The sequence below is a fragment of the Pseudoduganella dura genome, assembly GCF_009727155.1.
Lineage (GTDB): Bacteria > Pseudomonadota > Gammaproteobacteria > Burkholderiales > Burkholderiaceae_D > Rugamonas > Rugamonas dura.
In genome coordinates this window covers 1,777,670-1,800,986 of sequence record NZ_WNWM01000002.1, presented here as the reverse complement: position 1 = coordinate 1,800,986, position 23,317 = coordinate 1,777,670, and the positions used below count along the sequence as shown (strand labels likewise).

Here is a 23,317-nt window from a genome sequence, read left to right as displayed (position 1 = left end):
AACAGCCTCTATTTTGGCAGGGGCTGGACCATTGCAATTTCGTGCTGTTTTTCAATAACGAGAACGCTACCGCGCTGCGGGGAGCGCGGAATTTACCGGATAAAAGCTTAATTTAACCTTAAATATAGATTTTTCGGCACTTTGAAGCTGGTGATGCGTTGTAACCGCGTTTCTGGTTGATAAATGAAGTTCCCTGCTGTCACATATATGAAAATTTTCGCCTGGTAATAGCTTGCCGGCGGCAACGGCGTCATGGCACGGCGGTCCAGGCCACCATTGCTCGACCGCCGCAGCCGTGTTGCTCCACGGTGGTGGCACACGCTGGCAGGTGCTGAGCATGGCGGTCAGCATCGTTCTGCGGAAATGCGGCGCCGGCGCCAAACAATATCTTGCCAAACCTCAGATCTTGTTGTTATAGTGAACTCAACTCCAAGGACCCGATCCATGCACCGCTTCGTTTTCTTTACCGGCTTTTTTTACTTTTGGCTCCCTGCCTCCAGGCGGTTGAGTAAAGGCCGGTGCACGTAAGCAGAAGCAGCGAACGAGTCCAGCAGATACGAAGAAACCGCCAGCGATGGCGGTTTTTTTTTACCCCGATTTCTACCCCTTACGTTGTTCAAGCCGAATTTTTCCAGGAGAGCACCATGCAACGCACCGACGACCTGCGCATCCGCGAGATGAAGGAACTGACGCCCCCCTCGCACCTGATCCGCGAATTCCCCTGCACCGAAGCCGCTTCCGCCACGGCCTCCAGCGCGCGGGTGGCATTGCACCGCATCCTGCACGGCCAGGACGACCGCCTGATGGTGGTCGTCGGCCCGTGCTCGATCCACGATCCGAAGGCGGCGATGGAATATGCGCGGCGCCTGGTCAAGGTGCGCGAGCGGCTAAAGGGCGAGCTGGAAATCGTCATGCGCGTGTACTTCGAGAAGCCGCGCACCACGGTGGGCTGGAAGGGCATGATCAACGACCCGTACATGGACAACAGCTTCCGCATCAACGACGGCCTGCGCATGGCGCGCGAGCTGCTGCGCGACATCAACGAGCTGGGCCTGCCGGCCGGAACCGAGTTCCTCGACGTGATCAGTCCGCAGTACATCGCCGACCTGATCGCCTGGGGCGCGATCGGCGCGCGCACCACCGAATCGCAGGTGCACCGCGAGCTGGCATCCGGCCTGTCGTGCCCGGTGGGCTTCAAGAACGGTACCGACGGCAACATCAAGATCGCCGTCGAAGCCATCAAGGCCGCTTCGCAGCCGCACCATTTCCTGTCGGTGACGAAGGGCGGCCACTCGGCGATCGTGTCGACCAGCGGCAACGAGGATTGCCATGTCATCCTGCGCGGCGGCAAGGCGCCGAACTACGACGCCGCCAGCGTCGAGGAAACCAGCAAGGCCATCGCCGGCCATGGCCTGGCCGCCCGCCTGATGATCGACGCTTCGCACGCGAACAGCTCGAAGAAGCCGGAAAACCAGGTGCCCGTCTGCGCCGACATCGCCGGCCAGGTCGCCGGCGGCGACACGCGCATCGTCGGCGTGATGATCGAATCCCACCTCGTCGCCGGCCGCCAGGACCTGGTGCCGGGCAAGGAACTGACCTACGGCCAGTCCGTCACCGACGGCTGCATCGACTGGGAGTCGAGCGAACAGGTGCTCGACCAGCTGGCCGACGCCGTACGCCAGCGCCGGCTGAAGGGCGAGTAACAACAAGAGTTGCCAAAAACCGGGGTCAGACCCCGGTTTTAAGAAACATTTCTCAAATTCGGGGTCTGACCCCGGTTTTAGGAAACATTTCTCAAATTCGGGGTCTGGGAGGAGTGCAGGCTTGCAAGCCTGCACCGTTTCGCAGGCGAGGAACATGCTCCTTGAATCCCCTGCTTCACCCCCGGTTTTTGGCAATAAAAAAAGCGGCGCACGAGGCGCCGCTTTTCGTTTGACCGCAGGGGCCGTCAGGCCCCGGGCCATCAGAACCGGTACGAACCGGACAGGTACAGTTGCCGGCCCAGCGCGCTGGAGTAGGCAGGGTTGTAGCCCATCTGGTGCGAACCGGCGTTGCGCAGCGACAGCGGCGGGTCGCGGTCGAACAGGTTCAGCACGCCGGCCGAGATTTCCACGTTGGACATCGGGCGGTACGCCACCTGGTAGTCGAACGTGGTGTAGCTCGGCACGTCCAGCGTGACGGCGGCGCATTCGCCGGCCGAACCGGCCACGATCACCACGCAGTCGTCCACCGTCCACGCCTTGTCGACGTAGCCGTTGCGGTAGCTGGCGGTCAGCGTGTGCGTCAGCTGCTTGGTTTCGAACGACGTCGACGCGCGGATCACGTGGCGGAAGCTGACCTTGTCGTTGATGCCGTAGCGGTTCAGGCTGGTGGTCCAGACGTCGTCCGTGCCCGGCTCCGTGTAGCGCGAGCGCAGCAGGTACGTGCCGGCCAGGCGGTTCGTCAGGCGGCCGCCCCACACGTTCATCTTGTACGTCAGGTCGTAGTCGATGCCGCGGTTTTCCGTCTTGCCGATGTTGATCGGCGCGTAGATGACCGCCAGCTCGTTCGACTTGGTGGAGTTCACGTACTTGGTCGTGTACAGGTCGGCGTACTTGGCCGGGTCGGCGAAGATCTGCGACTCGGCAACGTCGGTTACCTGGTCGCGGATTTCCACGTTCCACAGGTCCAGCGCCAGCGACAGGCCGTTCAACGGCTCCCACACGGTGCCGATCGACCACTGCTTCGACTTCTCCGGCTTCAGGTTCGCGTTACCCGAGCGGAATGCCTCGAACTGCGTGCGGTTCACGCCGGTGCAATACGATGCCAGCGGATGGCCGGTGCCGGCCAGCGGGCACTGGTAGGTGCCGGCGGTGACGCCCCAGTCTTCCTGGACGCCGGCGATCTGCTGCATGTTCGCCACGCGGAAGCCGGTGCCGGCCGCGGCGCGGAACATCAGGTTGTTGGTGGCCGAGAACTTGCCCGACAGCTTCCAGGTGTTGGCGCTTTCGGTATTGCCGTAGGTCCTGCCGCCGTTGTTGTCCTTGGTGGCGCCGATCCGGTCGTAGCGCGCCGAGGCGGTCACTTCCAGTTTCTTCGTCACGGGCATCATCAGTTCGGCGTAGGCGCCGGCGTTCGCACGGTGGTAGCCGCTGTCCACGGCGCCGCCGTCGTACAGGATCTCGACGTTTTCCGCGACCTTCTCGCTGTCCATGTGGAAGTTGGTGTCGCGGTAGTCGACGCCCACGCCCAGCATGGCCGAGCCGCCCGGCAGCTTGAACGCTTCACGCGAGCCGCGCGCATCCCAGCCCTTCATGATCACGGTCTGGGTCTGGTACAGGCCGGAGAAGCCGGTGCCCAGCAGCGTGTTGCGCATCGACTCGGGCATGTCGCCCAGGCCGTAGCTGAACGGATCGAGCTGGCCCGCGGCGATCGCCGCTTCGAACTTCGATGCCAGCGGGAAGCCGCTGACGTAGTCGGTCTTCTGGCGGTTGCGCGACCAGGTGAACGCGGAGTTCAGGTCCCAGCCGAACGCATTGCCGTCGACGCCGGCCACGATGTGGGTCGCCTTGGTGCCGTAGTCGTACGTGCGGTTGCCCATTTCCATCAGGCGGTAGTTGGCGTTCACGCTCGTCACGCCGGCCGCCTGCTCGGCGGTCAGGTACGGCAGGATGTACTGGTTGTACAGCCCGGAACCCTGGGCGATCGAGAACTGCGCCGGGAACGGCGCGATGGCCGACGTCACGCTGGCCTTCGTGAAGGCCAGATCGTAGAACGCCTTGAAGCCGCTATTGCCCAGCTTCAGCTCGCCCGAGCTGAACACGCCGTCGCGCTTCGTTTCCGGGTTGATCTCGATGGTCGACGAGGAATCGAAGTAGCAGTTGCCGTCGCCATACAGGTTGGCGTTCAGCGGCGCGCAGGCGCCGTTGTGCGACAGCGCATACGGGTTCAGGTTGACCGATTTCGACGTGCCGTCGGCAGCGGTGTAGCGCACCGCGGCGTTGGCCGGCAGCGCGCGCGAGGAACCGGTCGCGAACTGCAGCGCACGGCCGGTGGCCGGGTCGGTGAAGTCGATGAAGCCGCTCTTGGCGAAGTCGCGCTGCGAAGCCTTCAGCGACTTTTGCACGTCGTGGCTGGCCGAGAAGAACACGCTGTAGCCGTCTTCGTCGATGTCGCCGAAGCCCTTCGAGATGGACACCGAGTTCGATGCGCCGCCCGAACGCTCCGGGTTGTTGTACTTGGCGTCGATCTGCCAGTCGGATGCACCCTTCTTCAGGATGAAGTTGACCACGCCGGCAATCGCATCGGCGCCATACAGCGCGGAGGCGCCGTCGGTCAGCACTTCCACGCGCTGCACGGCCGACAGCGGGATCGAGTTCAGGTCGATCGTGGTGCCGGAATTGGACGGCGCGATGCGGCGGCCGTTCAGCAGCACCAGCGTGTACTGCTCGCCGATGTCGTGGATCGATGCGGTGGTGATGCCGCCGCCGCCGCCGCCGACCGACGCGGCCGCGGACGTGAAGCCCTGCATGGCAGGGATCTGCTGGATGAAATCGGTGACGGTGGTGACGCCGGTCTTCTTGATGTCCTTCTCGGAGAAGGACTGCACCGGCAGCGACGCTTCGGCGGCGATGCGCTTGATGGACGAACCGGTGATTTCAACGCGCTGCATGGGCTGCTCGGCGGCTTCCTGCGCGGTCGCGGCATGCATGCCCATCGCCAGGCTGCCCGCGAACATCACGCGCAGGGAGCGAGACAAAACTTTCTCAATCATGAAACTTCTTTCAGGGGTTATTGCGAACGACAAAACGGCCGCCGCCCGGGTAAGGCGGAGACCGGCGCAGCCCACGCTGCAACTGGAAGTTACTGTTATTCAGTGACCGTCAGCCCCTGCAATTCTCACAAATAATCACGGGGGTGCGTATGAAACCATCTACACATGCTTCTTGTCAATTTTTGTTCGGCTGATGTAAGCAAAAGTGACGGGCTTCTGCCAAAAAATTGCCATGGAAGCAAAATGGTTATGGAAGAATGGTAAGTACATAGATGGATGATTTATCTATGTATTCAACCATGATCGTTGCAAAGGCGATGCGGGAAGTGTTGTAAAAATCGGGGCGGTACGGCGTCCCGGTTGTCCCGTTGTTGGGATGCCACAAAAAGAAAGCGGCCCCGCAAGGGGCCGCCTGTAGCGCTTCAGATGGGGATCAGAAGAACTTGTACTGCGCGCCGAACTTGAAGTAGCGGCCCACGGCGCCGGAGTTGTCCAGCGGGTTGAAGCTCATGCCGCCGTAGGTCAGCGGGTCCAGCGGGGCGACGCGATCGAACAGGTTCGAGACCGAGGCGAACAGCGTGAACTGCTTGCTGACGTTCCAGCGGGTCGACAGGTCGACCGTCGTGAACGATGCCAGCTCGCAGTTGCCTGGTGCCACGGTGCCGTTCGCGTATTGCGATGCGCACGGTGCGCCTTCGTAGCGGATGTTCTTCATGCTGTCGCGCCAGTTGGCGCTGCCGCTGAAGTTCCACGCGCCGATGTCCCACGAAGCGGTGAAGTTCACCTTGTTCTTCGGCGTGCCCATGCAGTTCGACGTGTCGCAGTTGCCGTGCGTGCCGGCGAACTCGTATTGCAGCGTCGGCGATTCGGCGCGCAGGAACGAGTGGATGTGGGTCCAGGTCAGGCCCAGCGTGGCGCGGCCGTAGTCGCCCAGGCGCAGGCGCTGCTTGACTTCCATGTCCACGCCTTCCACCTCGGTGAACGACGAGTTGCGGTAGGCGCCCGACACCACCAGCAGCGTGCCCGAGTTCGGGATGATCGCGCCGTTGGCGTCACGCAGGTTGTTGTCGTTGCGGACCGCGGTCGGCGAGGCGGCCGCTTCGGCATACGACACCGGGTTGATCTCGTTCTCGCGCTTGATCTTGAACGCATCGACGGACAGGCTGGTGCCGTCGAACGGGTCCCACACCATGCCCAGCGTGTAGCCTTTCGACTCTTCCGGCTTCAGCGCCGGGTTGCCGATCTTGATCGACGACACGGAGACCGAGCAGTCGCCCTGGCTGGCGCCCGGGCGCGCGGTCGGCACGCCGTTCACGGTCGGGCAGCGCACCGGATCCTGCGCCGAAGCGGAACCGACCGCCTGCGACAGCACGCTGTTCTCGGCGGCCGATGGCGCGCGGAAGCCTTCGGTGTACGTGCCGCGCAGCGCGAAGTTCTTCGCCGGCGTCCACTTGACGCCCAGCTTCGGCGTCGTGGAATTGAAGTTTTCGTAGTGGTCGTAACGCAGCGCGCCCGTCACTTCGACGGTCTTCCACACCGGCAGCAGCGCTTCCATGTAGACGGCCGATACCTTGGTGTCGCCGAATGCCGCGGTGTAGCTGCTGTTGATCAAGCCGTTCTCCGAACCGGACAGGCTCGGGTTGTCCAGCTTTTCCTGGCGGTGTTCGCCGCCGATCGCCAGGCCGATGTTACCGCCCGGCAGGGCCACCGGCAGTTCGCGCGATGCCTTGAAGTCCACCGTGGTCAGGCGGGTGGTCGAGTGCGACGTGGCCGTGCGGCGCAGCGCATCGTAGAACGCCGCCGAGTTCTTGCCGGCTTCGGCGCCGATGTAGTACGGGAAGAACTGGCTGGCCGGGTTCGACAGCGCGGCGTTCAGCACGTTCATGTTGATCATGTTGGTCCACGCCAGGTCCAGCTTCGACTCGGAGCGGGTGAAGCCCGTTTCCCAGTCCCAGCCGGCGTTGGTACCCTTCAGGCCCACGACGAAGCGGTTGAACGCGTTCTTGCCGTTACGCACCGACGGGCCCAGGTCCCACAGCGAGTAGCGCAGGCGCACGTCCTGGCCGTACGGGTTTTGCGGGTGGGTGGCGTCCATCAGGATGCCGGAACCGTAGTTGATCAGCTGGTTCGGGCCGCCGTTCGCGCCCGGGAACACCACGGTCGAGGACGTCGCGCCCGGCGTCATCGTGAACGACGTCTTGCGCTCCGAGTAACCCAGTTCGGTGAACGCCTGCAGGTTCTCGCTGATCTGCCACGTGCCGCGGGTGTACAGGTTGACCGATTCGATCTCGGGATTCATCGAACGGAACTGGTCCTGGTGCCACACGCAGCCGCCGCGCGGGTCGCCCTGCGCGGAAGTGGAGAAGTTGGCGCAGCCTGGCAGCGCCACGTACTGGCCCGTCGAAGGATTGAGCAGCGCACCGGTCGGGCCGGCCGAGGCGGCGCCGTTGGTGATGTAGCCGCCCGCGTATTGCGTGGCCAGGCCATAGCCCCACGGGCGGATGTCGCCGTGGCCGATCCAGTCGCGCCCGGCGCGGTCGGCCGCCTTCAGCTCGTCGCTCTGGTTGTATTCGGCGTTGAACACCCAGTTGTACTTGTCCGCATCCAGGTCGCCCTGGCCGTAGGTGATCGAAGCCTTGTTCTGCTTGGCGTCGTCGTAGCGCGACCAGCCGGTCTCGCCCCGCACGGTGAGACCCGTGAAGTCCTTGCGCAAAATGATGTTGACCACGCCGGCGATCGCGTCGGCGCCGTACAGCGACGAAGCGCCGTCCTTCAGGATCTCGATGCGTTCGACGATCTGCATCGGCACGGTGGACAAATCGGTGAAGCTCTTCTGGCCGTCGTCGGCGCGGGCGAACGGCGCCATGCGGCGGCCGTTCAGCAGCACCAGCGTGGACGTGGCGCCCATGCCGCGCAGCGAGATCGCCGTGGAGCCGGCGGCGAAGCCGGAACCGAAGCTGGCCGGCAGCGAACCGGCGCCGTCCACGGTCAGCGTCTGCAGGTATTCGGCGACGGTGGCCTTGCCGGAGCGCAGCAGCTCGTCGCTGTTGATCACGGTGACCGGCGATGCGGTCTCGGCGGTTGCGCGCTTGATGCTCGAACCGGTGACTTCCACGCGCTGCATCGGCGCGTCCTGGGTCTGTGCCAGTGCCGGCACGGCGGCGGCGCTCATGCCGGCGGCCGCGAACAGCAGGCGGACCGAGCGGGCCATCATTTTTTCCATCATGGTTACTGCCTCCAAAAGTGGTTCAGCGAGCGGTACAACTGATCTGCTGCGTGGCTCCCGATCTGGAGGAACACTGGGTTGGTTTCTCCAGGGGGGCGATGAAACCATTCGTGGCGGCGGGCCGTCAATCGTAAAGACCGCGCAGTTTTTGTAACAGGATGTGACCGAGAGGAATTTCAAACGATCAATGATGTGATTGAAACACTTTCTGCTGGTAAATCTTGCCAACATCGCTCTTCTTGCATTGATGGAGTAAACGATGGATAGCCATTGGAGGTGTGGAAATTCAACAACGAATTGTAGTGTTGCTACAACAAGAAGGCGCAAAAAAAAGGCGCCCCTCGCGGGACGCCCTTGCTTTTTTGCTACAGCTTCAGGTTAGAAGAACTTGTAGCTCGCGCCGATCTTGAAGTAACGGCCGATCGCGCCCGACGAATCCATCGGGTTGTAGCTGATGCCGCCGTAGGTCAGCGGATCGAGCGGGGCGATCTTGTCGAACGCGTTGTTCACCGAGGCGAACAGCGTCAGCTGCTTGTTGACGTTGAAGCGGGTCGACAGGTCCAGCGTCGTGAACGAGGCGATTTCGCAATCCTTCGTGCCCGGCTGGCCGTTGGCCAGCGTGGAGGCGCACGGGCCGCCTTCGAAGTAGATGTTCTTCATCTTGTCGCGCCAGTTCAGGTTGCCGCTGAAGTTCCAGGCGTTGATGTCCCACGATGCGGACAGGTTGACCTTGTTCTTCGGCGTGCCGGCGCAGTTCGACGTATCGCAGTTGCCATGCGTGCCCGCGAACTGGTAGACGGTCGTCGCGCTTTCATGGCGCGACCACGATGCCACGTGCGTCACCACCACACCCAGCGTGGCGCGGCCCCAGTCGCCCAGGCGCAGGCGCTGCTTGACATCCAGGTCGACACCCGAGATCTCGGTGTAGCTGGAGTTGCGGTACGGTGCCTGGGTCAGCACCAGCGTGCCGGTACCGGGTTGCACGACGCCGCCCACGACCAGGTTGTTGTCGTTGCGGATCGCGGTCGGCAGGGCCGCCGCTTCGTTGTACGGCAGCGGGTTGATCTCGTTTTCACGCTTGATCTTCCAGCCGTCCAGCGCCACGGACGTGCCTTCGAACGGATCCCAGACCATGCCCAGCGTCACGCCTTTCGACGTTTCCGGCTGCAGCTTGGCATCGCCGACCTTGACGGCGGCGACAGGAATCGCGCAGTCGGTCGAAGTGGCACCGCCGGCGGCCGGAACGTTGTTCGGGCAGCGGATCGGATCGCGCACGGTGGAGGTGCCGGTCGACTGCGAAGCGGAACTGCCTTCGGCGGCGCCCGGAGCGCGGAAGCCTTCGGTGTACGTGCCGCGCAGCGCGAAGGTGCGCACCGGCGTCCACTTCAGGCCCACTTTCGGCGTGGTCGAGTTGAAGTTGTCGTATTTGTCGTAACGCACGGCGGCGGACAGTTCCACCGATTTCAGCAGCGGCGCCAGGATCTCGGCGTAGATTGCCGACACCTTCGCGTCGCCGAACGCGGCCACGTAGCTCGAGTTGATCGAGCCGTTCTCGGAACCGGCCAGCGACGGGTTCGACACCTTCTCGCGGCGGTGCTCGGCGCCCAGTGCCAGACCGATGTTACCGCCCGGCAGGGCGATCGGCAGTTCGCGCGAGGCCTTGAAGTCGATCACGGACAGGCTGGTCTTCGAGTGCGACATCGCGTTGACCACCATCGCCTGGTACAGCGAGGCCGGGTTGCGGTAGGCTTCCGTGCCGATGTAGTACGGGAAGTACTGCGATGCCGGGTTGCTCAGCGCCTGCGTCAGCACGTTCATGTTCAGCATGTTCGTGTACAGCAGGTCCAGCTTCGAATCGGAGTAGGTGAAGCCGGTGTCATAGTCCCAGCCGGCGGCCGAGCCCTTGACGCCGACGACGAAGCGACGGAATTCGTTGTCCGCGTTGCGCTCGGACGGGCCGATGTCGCCGGCGATGTAGCGCACGCGTGCGGCCGCGCCGACCGGGTTTTGCGGGGTGACGCGGAACGGGTTCTGCGGGTGGGTGGCCCCCATCAGGTTGGCGTTGCCGTAGTTGATGAAGCCCTGCGGCGTTTGCGCGTTAGGCGGGAAGGCCACGGTCGGCGTGATCGACGGCGGCGTCATCGTGAACGCGGTCGAGCGCTTCGAGTAGCCCACTTCCACGTAGGCCTGGGTGGCCGGGTTGATCTGCAGCGTGCCCTTGGTGTACAGGTTCAGCGACTCGATCTCTGGCTGCATGTCGCGCCACTGGTCGGCGTAATACAGGCAGCCGCCGTTCGCGCCGGTCTGGTTCGTGGTGGCCGACAGCGTGGAGCAGCCCGGCAGGTTCACGTAGTTCGTGGTTTTCGGATCGCGCACCATGCCGGTGGTCGACGGGCTGACGCTGTTGGGGCCGTTGATGTAGCCGCCGGCAAACTGGGTGCCGACCGGGAAGCCGTAGGCGCGCAGGTCGCCGTTGCCGATGTGGCCGCGGCGATTGGCGCGGTCGCTGTTCTTGATGCGGTCCGACTGGTTGTACTCGGCGTTGACCACCCAGTTGAACTTGTCTTCATCCAGGTCGCCGATGCCGTACGTGATCGAGGCCTTGTTGGCCTTGCCGTCGTCGTAGCGCGACCAGCCGGTGTCGGCCTTGATTTCCAGGCCTTGCACGTCCTTGCGCAGGATGATGTTGACCACGCCGGCGATCGCGTCGGCGCCGTAGGTCGACGAAGCGCCGTCCTTCAGGATCTCGATGCGCTCGACGATCTGCATCGGCACGGTGGACAGGTCGGTGAAGCTTTTCTGGCCGTCGTCGGCGCGGGCGAACGGCGCCATGCGGCGGCCGTTCAGCAGCACCAGCGTGGAGGTGGCGCCCAGGCCGCGCAGCGAAATCGCGGTGGAACCGGCGGCGAAGCCATTGCCGAAGCCGGTCGGCAGCGAGCCGGCGCCGTCCACGGTCAGGGTCTGCAGGTATTCGGAGACGGTGCCTTTGCCTGAGCGCAGCAGTTCGTCGCGGCCGATCACCTGGACCGGCGATGCGGTTTCGGCGCTGGCGCGCTTGATGCTCGAACCGGTGACTTCGACGCGTTGCATCGTCGTGCTGTCCTGGGCGGCGGCCGTGCCTGCCAAGCCCAGCGTGGCCATCATGCTGCCCGTGAATAACAGGCGAACTGAACGTGCCATCATTTTCTCTACCATGGGTGCTACCTCCACTAATAATTTCCGATGAGCTACAAAAGCCTGCCTTGTGTGCGTGTTCCGTGGCTCGTGTTCAGGAAGCGCTCAGCTTCCTTGAGGCTGCATGTAATCACCCGGCGAGATGGACGGTCAAATAAAAAGTTGTCTGAGTGAATCCATTTCTATGGTCGCGCATGCCATGATCGGTATATGGAATGCAATTAATTCGCGGCTATATTCGTATCTTGGTCACTTCTGTGTTGATCGTCGGCGATTTTGAATCTTTGTTAATGAAATATTTAAGGATCAAAACCCTGTGGATGAATTGATACACTTCTTTATCCAAATTTTCGCGTAGCAACTTTGTTCGGTTAAAACGCAAAACTGCCGTGTTGCAAGGTTTTACGTTATCGTGTGGTTTTCGTCCCGGCCTGCGCGCTGTTCCATCCATTCATGCTTCCATTCCTGTTGCGCCGCCTGTGGCAGATGCTGCCCACGATGCTCGGGGTCGTGCTGCTGGTGTTCGTGCTGTTCAACTGGGTCGGCGGCGATCCGGCCTATGTGCTGGCCGGGAAGATGTCGAGCCTTGATGCGATCGCCGGTATCCGCCGCCAGCTCGGGGTCGACGAGCCGTACCACGTGCAGCTGCTGATCTTCGCGAAACAGGTCGTCACCTTCGATTTCGGCCAGAGCTGGGCCACCGGCGAAAGCGTGGGGCACATCATCTCCTCGCGCCTGGGGCCGTCGCTGACGGTGCTGGTGCCGCTGACCATCCTGGAAACGCTGATCGGCATCGCGCTGGCACTGGCGGTCGGATTCGTGCGCGGTTCGCTGACCGACCGGGCGGTGATGGTGGCCTGCACGGCGGCCATGTCGGTCTCGATCCTCGTCTACATCATCGCGTTCCAGTACGGGCTGGCCTACCGCCTGGGCCTGTTCCCGGTGCAGGGCTGGGGCGACAGCCTGGGCGAAAACCTGCTGCGCTACGCGCCGCTGCCGGTCCTTATCGGCCTGGCCGTCTCGGTGGCGCCCACGCTGCGGCTGTACCGCAGCTTCGTGCTCGACGAGGCAAACCAGGATTACGTGCGCACCGCGCGCGCCAAGGGGCTGCCGGAACGGCGCGTGATGTGGGTGCACGTGCTGCGCAACGCGGCGATCCCGATCATCACGCACGTGATGGCCAGCCTGCCGGCGCTGCTGATCGGCGCCTTCCTGCTGGAACGCTTCTTCGGCATTCCCGGCATCGGGCGCGAAGTCATCCTCGCCGTCGAGCGCAGCGATTTCCCCGTCATCAAGGCGATCACCGTGTACGTGGCCTTTGCCACGATGGTGTTCAACCTGCTGACCGACCTGCTGTACCGGGCCGTCGACCCGCGGGTGCAGCCGGGATGAGCGGCCTGCACGCCCACCTCGCCCACCTCGCCACCACCCCGGCCGGGCTGTGGACGCTGGCGTGGCGCCGGTTGCGCGCCGACCGGCTGGCGATGGCGGCATTGGCCGTCGTCGCCGGCTGGCTGGTGCTGATCGCCCTGTCGGGCGCCGGCCTGGTGGCCGCCGACTGGGAGCGCGAGGCGGGCGTAAACTACGCGCCGCCGTCGTTCCTGGGTGCCGCGGTTGCCGATACGGCCGCCGCCGGCGCTGCCGCCGCGCCGGCGGTGCCGGCGCGCGCGAACCCGTTCGATCCGCTGGCCGGCGACCTGGCGGTCTTGCGCGCCGCGCTGCCCGATGGGGGCGCGGCGCCCGAACGCCGGCCCACGCTGCCCTTCGGCGCCGACAAGTGGGGGCACGACATCGTGAAGAAAACGGTGAAGGGCGCCGAGACCTCGATCGTGATCGGCATCGTCGCCGCGTTCCTCGCGGTGGGCCTCGGCACGCTGCTCGGCGCGTTGTCCGGCTATTTCGGCGGCATCGTCGACGACCTGCTGACGTGGCTGTACAGCGTGTTCACGTCGATCCCGTCGATCCTGATGATCCTGACGGTGGCCGCGGTGCTGCAGGCGAAAGGCGTGGCGACGATCGTGCTGATCCTGGGCCTCACCGGCTGGACCGGGCCTTACCGGCTGATCCGCGCCGAGTACATTCGGCACAAGGCGCGCGAGTACGTGATGGCGGCCGATGCCATCGGCGCCTCCGCGTGGCGCCGGATGTTCGTGCACATCTTCCCGAACGTGAGCCACGTGGCGCTTGTGCAGGTGTCTATCCTGGTGGTGGGCTTCATCAAGGCCGAGGTGATCCTGTCGTTCCTGGGCTTCGGCGTGCCGGCCGGCGTGGTGTCGTGGGGCTCGATGCTGAACGAGGCGCAGAATGAACTGTTGCTGGGCAAGTGGTGGCAGCTGGCGGCCGCCGCGGCCGCGATGGCGGTGCTGGTGACGGCATTCTCGCTGTTCGCCGACGCGCTGCGCGATGCGCTCGATCCGAAGGTGAAATGATGGATGACTTTCCGGACCAGCCTTCGAGTGAACCGGGCGGGGAGCCGCTGCTGGCGGTGCGCGATTTGCGCATCGCGTTCCGGGTCGACAGGCGCACCACCGCCGAAGCGGTGAAGGGCATCTCGTTCGACGTGCCCCGCAATGCCACGGTGGCGCTGGTGGGCGAATCGGGCAGCGGCAAGTCGGTCAGCTCGCTGGCCGTGATGGGGCTGCTGCCGCCGGAGTCCACGGTCATCGATCCGGCCGGCAGCATCCTGTTCGACGGCCGCGACGTGCTGCGCCTGCCGGCGGGCGAACGCCGCGCGCTGTGCGGCCGCGACATCGCGATGATCTTCCAGGAACCGATGTCCTCGCTCAATCCCGTGTTCACGGTGGGCTTCCAGGTGGGCGAGGTGCTGCGCCGCCACCTGGGCATGACGCGGCGCCAGGCGCGGGTGCGCACGCTGGAACTGCTCGACGAGGTGGGCATTCCCGATCCGGCCGTGAAGATCGATGCGTATCCGGGGCAGATGTCGGGCGGGCAGCAGCAGCGTGTGATGATCGCGATGGCGATCGCCTGCGGGCCGAAGCTGCTGATCGCCGACGAACCGACCACCGCGCTGGACGTGACGATCCAGAAGCAGATCGTCGAGCTGATCGCCCGGCTGCAGCGCGAGCGGGGCATGGCGGTGCTGTTCATCACGCACGACCTGGGGCTGGTGGGCGAGATCGCCGACCATGTGATCGTGATGCGCCACGGCGAGATCCGCGAGGCGGGCCCGGCACGCCAGGTGCTCGGCGCGCCGCGCGACCTGTACACGCGGGCGCTGCTGCATTGCCGGCCCACGCTCGATGCGCGGCCGGTGCGCCTGCCCGTGATCGCCGACTACATGGCGCAGGGCCGCGTGGCCGAGGCGGTGCCCCAGCGCACGCGCGGCTATGCACCGGACGACGAGATCATCCTCGATGTGCGCAAGCTCTCCAAGAGCTTCTGGAGGGGGGAAGGGCTGTTCGGCAAGCGCGAATTCCGGGCGGTGAAGGATGTGTCGTTCCAGCTGCCGCGCGGGAAAACGCTGGGCGTGGTCGGCGAATCAGGCTCCGGCAAGACCACCGTGGGCCTCACGCTGCTGCGGCTGCACCGGGCCACCGGCGGCAGCGCGCTGTTCGAAGGGCGCGACCTGCTGGCCATGCCGGACCGGGAGTACCACCCGTACAAGCGACGCATCCAGATCATCTTCCAGAACCCGTATGCGTCGCTGAACCCCCGCTTCACGGTCGGGCAGATCCTGCTCGAACCGATGCGCCTGCATCGTATCGGCACGGATGACGCCGACAGGGTGGCGATGGCCACGGGGTTGCTGGAGCGCGTGGGATTGCCGGCGCAGGCGCTGCACCGCTACCCGCACGAGTTCAGCGGCGGGCAGCGCCAGCGCATCGCGATCGCCCGCTGCCTGGCGATGAAGCCGGAAATCCTCGTCTGCGACGAATCGGTGTCGGCGCTGGACGTGTCGGTGCAGGCGCAGGTGCTGAACCTGCTGCAGGACCTGCAGGACGAATTCGCGCTGTCGTACATCTTCATCTCGCACGACCTGGCGGTGGTGAAATACATCTCCGACCAGGTGATGGTGATGCACGGCGGCGAGGTCGTCGAATATGCCGGTGCGGACGAGTTGTACCGCAACCCGCAACACCCGTATACGCGCAGGTTGTTGTCGGCGTTTCCCCGTGGCGTGGAGTAAGATGGCGGAACTATGGCGAACTTGATCTATCTGTTGCAGGAATACGGCGTGCTGATCGTCTTTTTCGTCGTCCTGGTCGAACAGATGGGGGCGCCGATTCCCGCGTATCCGGTGCTGATCGTGTCCGGCGCGCTGGCGATGAACGGCGGCACGCCGCTGGCCGGCGTGCTGGCGGTGGCGCTGTGCGGCTGCGTGATGGCCGACCTGTTCTGGTTCAGCGCCGGGCGCCGCTACGGCAAGCGCATCCTGAAGGTGCTGTGCAGGATCTCCCTTTCGCCCGATTACTGCGTCTCCCAGACGGAAGACAATTTCAGGAAATGGGGCCCGAAATCGATGATCGTGGCCAAGTTCATCCCCGGCTTCAACACGATCGCGCCGCCGATGGCCGGCGCGATGGGCACGTCCCTGCCGCTGTTCATGTCCTTCAGCCTGCTGGGCGGGCTGCTGTGGAGCCTGACCGGCATCCTGATCGGCGTGTATTTCAACGAAAACATCGACGAAGTGCTGGAAGTGCTGTCGACGATGGGCGGCACCGCGCTGGCCGTGCTGGGCACCCTGCTGGTGCTGTTCGTGCTGTTCAAATATATCGAACGGCGCCGCTTCCAGCGCGCGATGCAGACCGAGCGGATCAACGTCGACCAGCTGCGCGACCTGCTCGATGCCGGCCACGAGCCGGTGATGGTCGACGCCCGCAGCGCCACCGCCCGGCAGCTGGACCCGCCGGTACCCGGCGCGCTGCCCGTCGACGGCAACCTGGCCAGCCTGCTGGCCGCGCTGCCGCGCGACCGGCACATTGTGGTCTACTGCAGCTGCCCGAATGACGTGACCGCCGCCAGCGTGGCCAAGCAGCTGCACGGCCAGGGCTACACGCTGGCCAGGCCGCTGCACGGCGGGCTGGAGGCCTGGAACACCGCTTTCCGCGCCGGCGACACGCTGGTCGTCGCCGAGCAGATTCCTGTAGCCGACGGACAGCGGTGAACCTGAACGGCGCTGAACCTGTATAGATGTTGCCCAAAACCGGGGTCAGACCCCGGTTTTGGGCAACATTCAGCATTCGGCGCCAGCCTTGAAGGCAGGACTGCCCGGTTTCGGTCATTGCGGGATTCACCTGCCACTGCTCGCACGGGTTTTTACGGAAACACAGGGCGTAGTCATACTACCAATCAGTTTTTTGGTATATCAGGGTGATGACCGTGATTTTGTACCCAAACTACACTCAACTCTTGCGCGTTCGCCAAGAAATCCGCTAGCATTGAGCTTCATCCTTCTTCTCACGTGCCATGAACGCCATGTCGACACCCGCGCAGCAGACCCTCGTTTCCGTATTTCCCGGCGGACCCCGGCTGCTGGCCGACGTGGGCGGCACCAATGCCCGCTTCGCGCTGGAGTCGGCGCCGGGCCAGGTGAGCCATATCCATGTGTTGCCGGGCGCCGGGTATCCCACGCTGGCAGCCGCGCTGAAGGCTTACCTCGCGCTGCCCGATGTGGCCGCCGCCGCGCCCGCCGTGCGCCATGGCGCGATCGCCATCGCCAATCCCGTCAACACGGATTTCGTGCAGATGACCAACCACCACTGGGCATTCTCGATCGAGGCGATGCGCCAGGAAGTGGGCTTCGACGTGCTTGCGGTGGTCAACGACTTCACCGCGCTGGCGCGTTCGCTGCCGTTCCTCGGCGCGCACAAGCGCCAGGTCGGCGGCGGCACCCCGGTGCCGGATACGCCGCTCGGGCTGATCGGCGCCGGCACCGGGCTGGGCGTATCGGGCCTGATCCCGTCGCCGTCGGGCTGGACGGCGCTATTGTCCGAGGGCGGCCATGTCAGCTTTTCGCCCGTCAACGAGACCGAAGTGGCGATCCTGCAGTTCGCCTGGCGCGAGTTCGAGCATGTGTCGGCCGAACGGCTGATGTCCGGCGCCGGTATCGGGCTGATCTACCGAGCGCTGGCCGATATCCGCAAGGTGCCGGCCGAGGCGCTCACGCCGGCCGAGATCGCGCGCCGCGCGCTCGAGGGCGACTGCGCGCTGTGCGACGAGGCGATCGAGGCGTTTTGCGCGATGCTGGGCACGATCGCCGGCAACCTGGGCGTCACGCTCGGCGCGCAGGGCGGCATCTATATCGGCGGCGGCATCGTGCCGAAGCTGGGCGAGCGCTTCGACCGTTCGGGCTTCCGTGCCCGCTTCGAAGCGAAGGGCCGCTTCCGCCAGTACCTGTCGGCGATCCCCGTGTTCGTCATCACCGCCGAATACCCGGCGTTCCTGGGCGTTTCCGCGATCCTGGCCGAACGGCTGGCCGGCTGACCTTTGCTGTCCCACGCAAACCCGGCGTGATGCCCGCGCCGTTTTGCGCCGCCCTTGCTGTTTCAATTCACCGCCACGAATTGCACCACGCATGGTTTTATGGAGTACAATGCGCGACATTGGATGAAACGGCGCCACCCGATCCGGCAATTCTTCCGGGTAAGCCCGACAAGGTTTTCAGGTCTTGAAAACACTTCTCTCCACTTTGACCTATTTGCTCCTCTGAACTTGATCTTGATCCCGGCATTGTTGATCCCGGAATTTCCGGCATGAGCGTTTGCCGCAATGTCGCTGCTGCCGCCGCTGCCGGCGGCGACCACAATTTGGCATATGGATACAGCTGAGGCGAAAAAAGTCCTCGAAACCGCGCTGCTTTGCGCGCGTGAGCCGTTGTCGATGCACAGCCTGCGACGGTTGTTCGTCGATGTCGACGAGGCCGGCCGCCCGTTGGGCGACGGCATCGGCGCCGATGAGATCCGTGGCCTGCTGGAACAATTGCGGCAGGACTGGGAGGGCAGGGGGATCGAAGTGGTGAGCCTGTCATCCGGCTGGCGCTTCCAGAGCCGGCCCGGAATGAAGCAGTACCTGGACCGCCTGAATCCGGACAAGCCGCAAAAGTATTCGCGGGCCACGCTCGAGACACTGGCGATCATTGCGTATCGCCAGCCTGTTACCCGTGGCGATATCGAGGAAATCCGCGGCGTGGCCGTGAATTCGCAGACCATCCGGATGCTGGAAGAGCGCGGCTGGGTCGATGCCGTCGGCTACCGCGACGTGCCGGGCCGCCCGGCGCTTCTCGGTACCACGAAACAGTTCCTGGACGACCTGGGCTTACAGTCGCTGTCCCAGCTGCCGCCTCTGCAGCAAATCAGCGATCCGCAGAACGCCAATTCGATCGAGTTGCTCGAAGCCGCGCTGCAGGAGAATTTCGAGAAGGCGGCACATGCCGCCGATGCCACTGACAATGTAGCGCCCGGGGAAGCACCCGCCACCGATGCGGTGCAGGCGCCTGACGCTGAGCCCACCCAAGAAAACACGCATGAACAATACTGACAATATCTCCGAGACCGGCACGCCGGCTGAACCGGCCGTGAAGCCGAAGCGTCGCACCAAGGCGCAGATCGCGGCGGAAGCCGCTGCGGTACCAGCTGTATCGGCTGCACCGGCGGCGCCTGCCGAAGTGGCGGCCGCACCGGCCGAGGCGCCGGCAAAGCCGAAACGCACCCGCAAGAAGGCGGAACCCGCCGCCGCGGTGGCCGACAGCGCACCCGTGGAAGCCCTGGCCCCGGCGGACGCCGCCGCGCCCGTGAAGAAGCCGCGCGCCCGCAAGCCGAAGGCCGAGACGGCCGAAGCCGTGCAGGCGCCGGCGGCCGACGTGGCCGCGGCCGCGCCGGTAGCGCAACCCGAAGCCCAGTCGGCTGCGGAAGCGGATGCCGATGCCGCGACCAGGAAACCCCGCACCCCGCGCGGCCCGCGCCAGATGCGCGCCGAGCGCGCCGTGCGCGAGGCCCTGAAGGCCGAGGCGGCACCGGCGGTGGCCGATGCGCAACCGGCGGTGGCCGAGCTGCAACCGGGCGAGCAATCCGCACCGGTGCAGGCCGAAGCCGCGCCACAGGAAGGCGCCGCGCGCGACGAGGCGCCACGCCAGGATGGCGGCCGCAACCGTGGCAATGGCCCGGGCAACAACCAGGGTGCCGCGCAAGGCGGCAACCGCAACGACAAGAACGCCCGAGGCAAGGGCAAGGGCGCCCAGGTCCGCGGCCAGGGGCGCCAGGGTGCGCAAGGCGCCAATGGCAAGCCGAGCGAAGCCGATGCCGTGTTCTCGTTCGTCACGTCCGAAGCGTTCGACCGGGAAGACGGCGCCCGCGGCAAGGGCCAGCCGAAAACCGTGCGCCGCGACTTGACGGCCGAGGATGACGCGCCGAAGCTGCACAAGGTGCTCGCCGAGGCGGGCCTGGGTTCGCGCCGCGACATGGAAGACCTGATCGTTGCCGGCCGCGTGTCGGTGAACGGCGAGCCGGCCCATATCGGCCAGCGCATCCTGCCGAACGACGCGGTGCGCATCAACGGCAAGCTGATCCAGCGTAAGGTCAGCAAGAAGCCGCCGCGCGTGCTGGTGTACCACAAGCCGGCCGGCGAAATCGTGTCGCACGACGATCCGGACGGCCGTCCATCGGTGTTCGACCGCCTGCCGCAGATGAAGGTCGGCAAGTGGCTGGCCGTGGGCCGCCTGGACTTCAACACCGAAGGCCTGCTGCTGTTCACCACCTCCGGCGACCTGGCGAACCGCCTGATGCACCCGCGTTACAACATCGACCGCGAATATGCCGTGCGCACGCTGGGCGAGCTGGAAGAAGGCATGCGCCAGAAGCTGCTGGCCGGCGTGGAGCTCGAAGACGGCATGGCGCAGTTCTCGAAGATTGTCGATGGCGGCGGCGAAGGCGTCAACAAGTGGTACCGCGTGGTGATCGGCGAAGGCCGCAACCGCGAAGTGCGCCGCATGTTCGAGGCGATCGGCCTGACCGTCTCGCGCCTGATCCGTACCCGCTATGGCGCGCTGACGCTGCCGTCGAACCTGAAGCGCGGCCGCTGGGAAGAAATGGAAGAGAACACCGTGCGCGACCTGATGGCGTTCGTGGGTGTCGAGAAGAAGGCCGCCGGCGGCGAGCCGAAGGCGGCCCATGCCGGCGAACGTGGCAACGAACGCAACGGTAACGAGCGTAACGGTAACGAGCGCGGCAACGAGCGCGGCAACGAGCGCAATGGCGGCGAGCGCAACGGCAACGGGCGCGGCAATGCCGGCGAGCGGGGCGAGCGCGGCGAAAAGCGCAGCGGTGGCGGCCGGGATCGCGAGCGCGAGAACGAACCGAACTTCAACCGGATGGATGTTTCCAACAAAAACGCCGATCCGTTCCCGCAGGCCCCGCGTGGCCGTCCGGGTGGCCAGGGTGCCGGCAGCTACTTCGGTGCCGGTACCGGCGGCCGTCCCGCGCGCGGTCCGGCCGGTGCCGGCCGCGCTGGCCTGGGCGACCAGGGCGGCCGTCCGCAGCAGGGCAGTGGCCGTCCGCAACAGGCCAAGAGCGGGCGTCCGCGCCAGCCCGATCCGCTGCAGACCACGTTCGGCTTCGGTGCCCAGCCGCAACGCCGGGGCGCGCAGCCGCGCGGCGGCGCGACGGATCACGGCATGCCGCGTAGAAGAAAAGGTTGATTTCTGATAAAGCAGCCTCATATCAGAAGTCTGCAGGCTCGTGGCGCCATACTGGGCGCCATGGCAGGCCTTGTATCCTCCCGGGTTTTACTGCTTCCGGCAGTATCAAAAACCAACCTTGACTCTGTTGTAACGGCGTCCGCGTTGCCTATGCGGCATTGCAGCGTAATGGATATGCCGTTATAATAAGCGGCCTAATAAAAGTTTCTGACGAGGGGTTCGCCCCTGATAGTGCTTTCATCTGGCGGGCAGTGGTAGGGCCGTAGTACAAGAAGATGGGCAGTTGCCCATTTTTTTTTTGCCTACTGAAAAGTACGCGAAAGTCAGCTGTTCAGTAAGCTATTTTTTTACGGGTCCGCGGCAGCCATGCGCGCCGACCCCGATCTGGAGATTTTCCTTTGCAACTGCCGGAACTGATTGAGAAGACCGTCGCGGGTCTCGGCTATGACCTGGTCGATTTCGAACGGGCCGAACGCGGCCTGCTGCGCGTGTATATCGATTTCCCCCCTGCGGAAGCAGAGGAAAAGGGCCCGATCACGGTGGAAGACTGCGCCACGGTGAGTTACCAGCTGTCGCACGTGCTGACGGTGGAAAACGTGCCCTATGAGCGGCTCGAGATTTCGTCGCCGGGCCTGGACCGGCCCTTGAGCCGCCTGGCCGACTTCGAGCGCTTTGCCGGCTCCGAGGCCATCGTCAAGCTGCGCGTCGCGCTGCCGGGCACCGCCAACCGCAAGTCCTACCAGGGCATCCTGCAGGCACCCGAGGGTGACCAGCTGGGAATTGAATTTGAAAGTAAAGATGGTCCTGCGGTGCTGAATTTCACGCTCGCGGATATGGATAAGGCACGTTTGGTGCCACAGGTGGATTTTAGGAGCCGCAAAGCATGAGTCGCGAAGTTTTGTTATTGGTGGACGCGCTTGCGCGCGAGAAGAACGTCGACAAGGACGTGGTATTCGGCGCGCTCGAATTCGCATTGGCGCAAGCCACGAAGAAACGCTATGAAGGCGAAGTGGACATCCGCGTCTCGATCGATCGCGATTCCGGCGAATTCGAATCCTTCCGCCGCTGGCACGTGGTACCCGACGAAGCCGGCCTGCAGCTGCCCGACCAGGAAGTGCTGCTGTTCGAAGCCAAGGAGCAGATCCCCGATATCGAAGTCGACGAATACATCGAAGAGCCGATCGAATCGGTGGAATTCGGCCGCCGCTTCGCGCAGGATACCAAGCAGGTCGTGCTGCAGCGCGTGCGCGATGCCGAACGCGAACAGATCCTGCAGGACTTCCTCGAGCGCGGCGACGCGCTGGTGACCGGCACGATCAAGCGCATGGAACGCGGCGACGCGATCGTCGAATCGGGCAAGATCGAAGCGCGCCTGCCGCGCGACCAGATGATCCCGAAAGAGAACCTGCGCATCGGCGACCGCGTGCGTGCCTATATCCTTCGCGTGGACCGCAACATGCGCGGCCCGCAGGTGATCCTGTCGCGCACCGCGCCGGAATTCATCATGAAGCTGTTCGAGCTGGAAGTGCCGGAAATCGAGCAGGGCATGCTGGAAATTAAATCCGCGGCCCGCGATGCCGGCGTGCGCGCCAAGATCGCCGTGTTCACGGCCGACAAGCGCATCGACCCGATCGGCACCTGCGTCGGCATGCGCGGTTCGCGCGTGCAGGCCGTGACCGGTGAGCTGGGCGGCGAACGCGTCGACATCGTGCTGTGGTCCGAAGATCCGGCGCAGTTCGTGATCGGCGCGCTGGCCCCGGCCAACGTGTCGTCGATCATGGTCGACGAGGACAAGCATGCGATGGACGTCGTCGTCGACGAGGAAAACCTGGCAATCGCGATCGGCCGCTCCGGCCAGAACGTGCGCCTGGCTTCCGAGCTGACCGGCTGGAAGATCAACATCATGACGGCCGAGGAATCGGCCAACAAGGCGGCCCAGGAAACGGCGGCGGTACGTTCGCTGTTCATGGCAAAGCTCGATGTGGACCAGGAAGTGGCCGACATCCTGGTCGAGGAAGGCTTCAGCAGCCTGGAAGAGATCGCCTATGTGCCGATCTCCGAGATGCTGGAGATCGAAGCATTCGACGAAGAGACCGTCAACGAACTGCGTACCCGGGCACGGGATGCGCTGGTCACGGAAGCGATCGCGTCGGAAGAAGGCCTCGAAGGTATGGACGAAGGCCTGGTCGGCCTGGAAGGCATGGACCGCATTACGGCGGGCAAGCTGGGTCTGGCGGGCATCAAGACGCTGGAACAGTTCGCCGGCCTGGCCTACGACGAATTCGGGGCCATCCTGGCGCTGTCGACGGACCGTGCGAGTGAACTGATTAAAAATGAATTTGAAGATGTGACCGACGATGAAATGAAGCTGGTCGATAGCAAATACGACGATCGCGCCAAGGGTCTGCAAGCCAAGGCATGGTCGCTGGCCGAGGCGGCACGGGCCTGAGCGCCCTGGCCCCCACACCAGCAAGCTTAATTATCATCTACGCGACACATAGAAAAGAGGACT

General features: G+C 64.5%; 13 protein-coding genes. 10 read left to right on the top strand and 3 right to left on the bottom strand.

What is annotated here, in order from left to right:
- Positions 1–644 precede the first annotated feature (644 nt).
- A complete protein-coding gene (gene aroG, locus GJV26_RS07980; RefSeq protein ID WP_155708357.1) occupies positions 645–1,703 on the top strand; it encodes a 3-deoxy-7-phosphoheptulonate synthase AroG in 1,059 nt (352 codons plus the stop codon).
- A gap of 260 nt (positions 1,704–1,963) precedes the next feature.
- Here aroG and GJV26_RS07975 read toward each other — a convergent pair whose 3' ends face one another.
- The 3 genes from GJV26_RS07975 to GJV26_RS07965 form a co-directional block, all read right to left on the bottom strand.
- The gene (locus GJV26_RS07975) at positions 1,964–4,753 is read right to left on the bottom strand and encodes a TonB-dependent receptor (protein ID WP_155708356.1); all 2,790 of its coding nucleotides are present in this window, start codon (positions 4,751–4,753) and stop codon (positions 1,964–1,966) included.
- A 433-nt stretch (positions 4,754–5,186) separates the two neighbouring features.
- Positions 5,187–7,979 (bottom strand): TonB-dependent receptor, encoded by a 2,793-nt coding sequence (locus tag GJV26_RS07970; RefSeq protein ID WP_229419214.1) that lies wholly within the window; start codon positions 7,977–7,979, stop codon positions 5,187–5,189.
- Positions 7,980–8,357: 378 nt separating this feature from the next.
- Positions 8,358–11,162: a TonB-dependent receptor gene (locus tag GJV26_RS07965; protein WP_229419213.1), complete on the bottom strand. Its 2,805-nt coding sequence runs from the start codon at positions 11,160–11,162 to the stop codon at positions 8,358–8,360.
- Positions 11,163–11,606: 444 nt separating this feature from the next.
- Between GJV26_RS07965 and GJV26_RS07960 the strand changes: the two genes are divergently transcribed.
- The 9 genes from GJV26_RS07960 (at position 11,607) to nusA (ending at position 23,254) form a co-directional block, all read left to right on the top strand.
- Complete coding sequence (locus GJV26_RS07960) at positions 11,607–12,545, top strand: ABC transporter permease (RefSeq protein WP_155708355.1); 939 nt, start codon at positions 11,607–11,609, stop codon at positions 12,543–12,545.
- Positions 12,542–13,582, top strand: coding sequence for an ABC transporter permease (locus GJV26_RS07955; protein ID WP_155708354.1), 1,041 nt, complete (start codon positions 12,542–12,544; stop codon positions 13,580–13,582). The genes GJV26_RS07960 and GJV26_RS07955 overlap by 4 nt, the downstream gene beginning before the upstream one ends.
- Positions 13,579–15,300 (top strand): ABC transporter ATP-binding protein, encoded by a 1,722-nt coding sequence (locus GJV26_RS07950; protein ID WP_229419212.1) that lies wholly within the window; start codon positions 13,579–13,581, stop codon positions 15,298–15,300. Before GJV26_RS07955 ends, GJV26_RS07950 begins: the two co-directional genes overlap by 4 nt.
- A gap of 12 nt (positions 15,301–15,312) precedes the next feature.
- Entirely contained in the window at positions 15,313–16,278 is a 966-nt protein-coding gene (locus GJV26_RS07945; protein WP_155708353.1) for a DedA family protein/thiosulfate sulfurtransferase GlpE, read from the top strand.
- A 302-nt stretch (positions 16,279–16,580) separates the two neighbouring features.
- Positions 16,581–17,597, top strand: a complete 1,017-nt coding sequence (locus GJV26_RS07940) for a glucokinase (RefSeq protein ID WP_155708352.1) — start codon at positions 16,581–16,583, stop codon at positions 17,595–17,597.
- Between the two features lie 330 nt (positions 17,598–17,927).
- On the top strand, positions 17,928–18,650 hold the full coding sequence (gene scpB, locus GJV26_RS07935; protein ID WP_155712321.1) for an SMC-Scp complex subunit ScpB: 723 nt from the start codon (positions 17,928–17,930) through the stop codon (positions 18,648–18,650).
- On the top strand, positions 18,637–20,805 hold the full coding sequence (gene rluB, locus GJV26_RS07930) for a 23S rRNA pseudouridine(2605) synthase RluB (RefSeq protein WP_155708351.1): 2,169 nt from the start codon (positions 18,637–18,639) through the stop codon (positions 20,803–20,805). Before scpB ends, rluB begins: the two co-directional genes overlap by 14 nt.
- Before the next feature lie 398 nt (positions 20,806–21,203).
- Entirely contained in the window at positions 21,204–21,692 is a 489-nt protein-coding gene (rimP, locus tag GJV26_RS07925) for a ribosome maturation factor RimP (RefSeq protein WP_155708350.1), read from the top strand.
- Complete coding sequence (gene nusA, locus GJV26_RS07920) at positions 21,689–23,254, top strand: transcription termination factor NusA (RefSeq protein ID WP_155708349.1); 1,566 nt, start codon at positions 21,689–21,691, stop codon at positions 23,252–23,254. The genes rimP and nusA overlap by 4 nt, the downstream gene beginning before the upstream one ends.
- Positions 23,255–23,317: the final 63 nt, after the last annotated feature.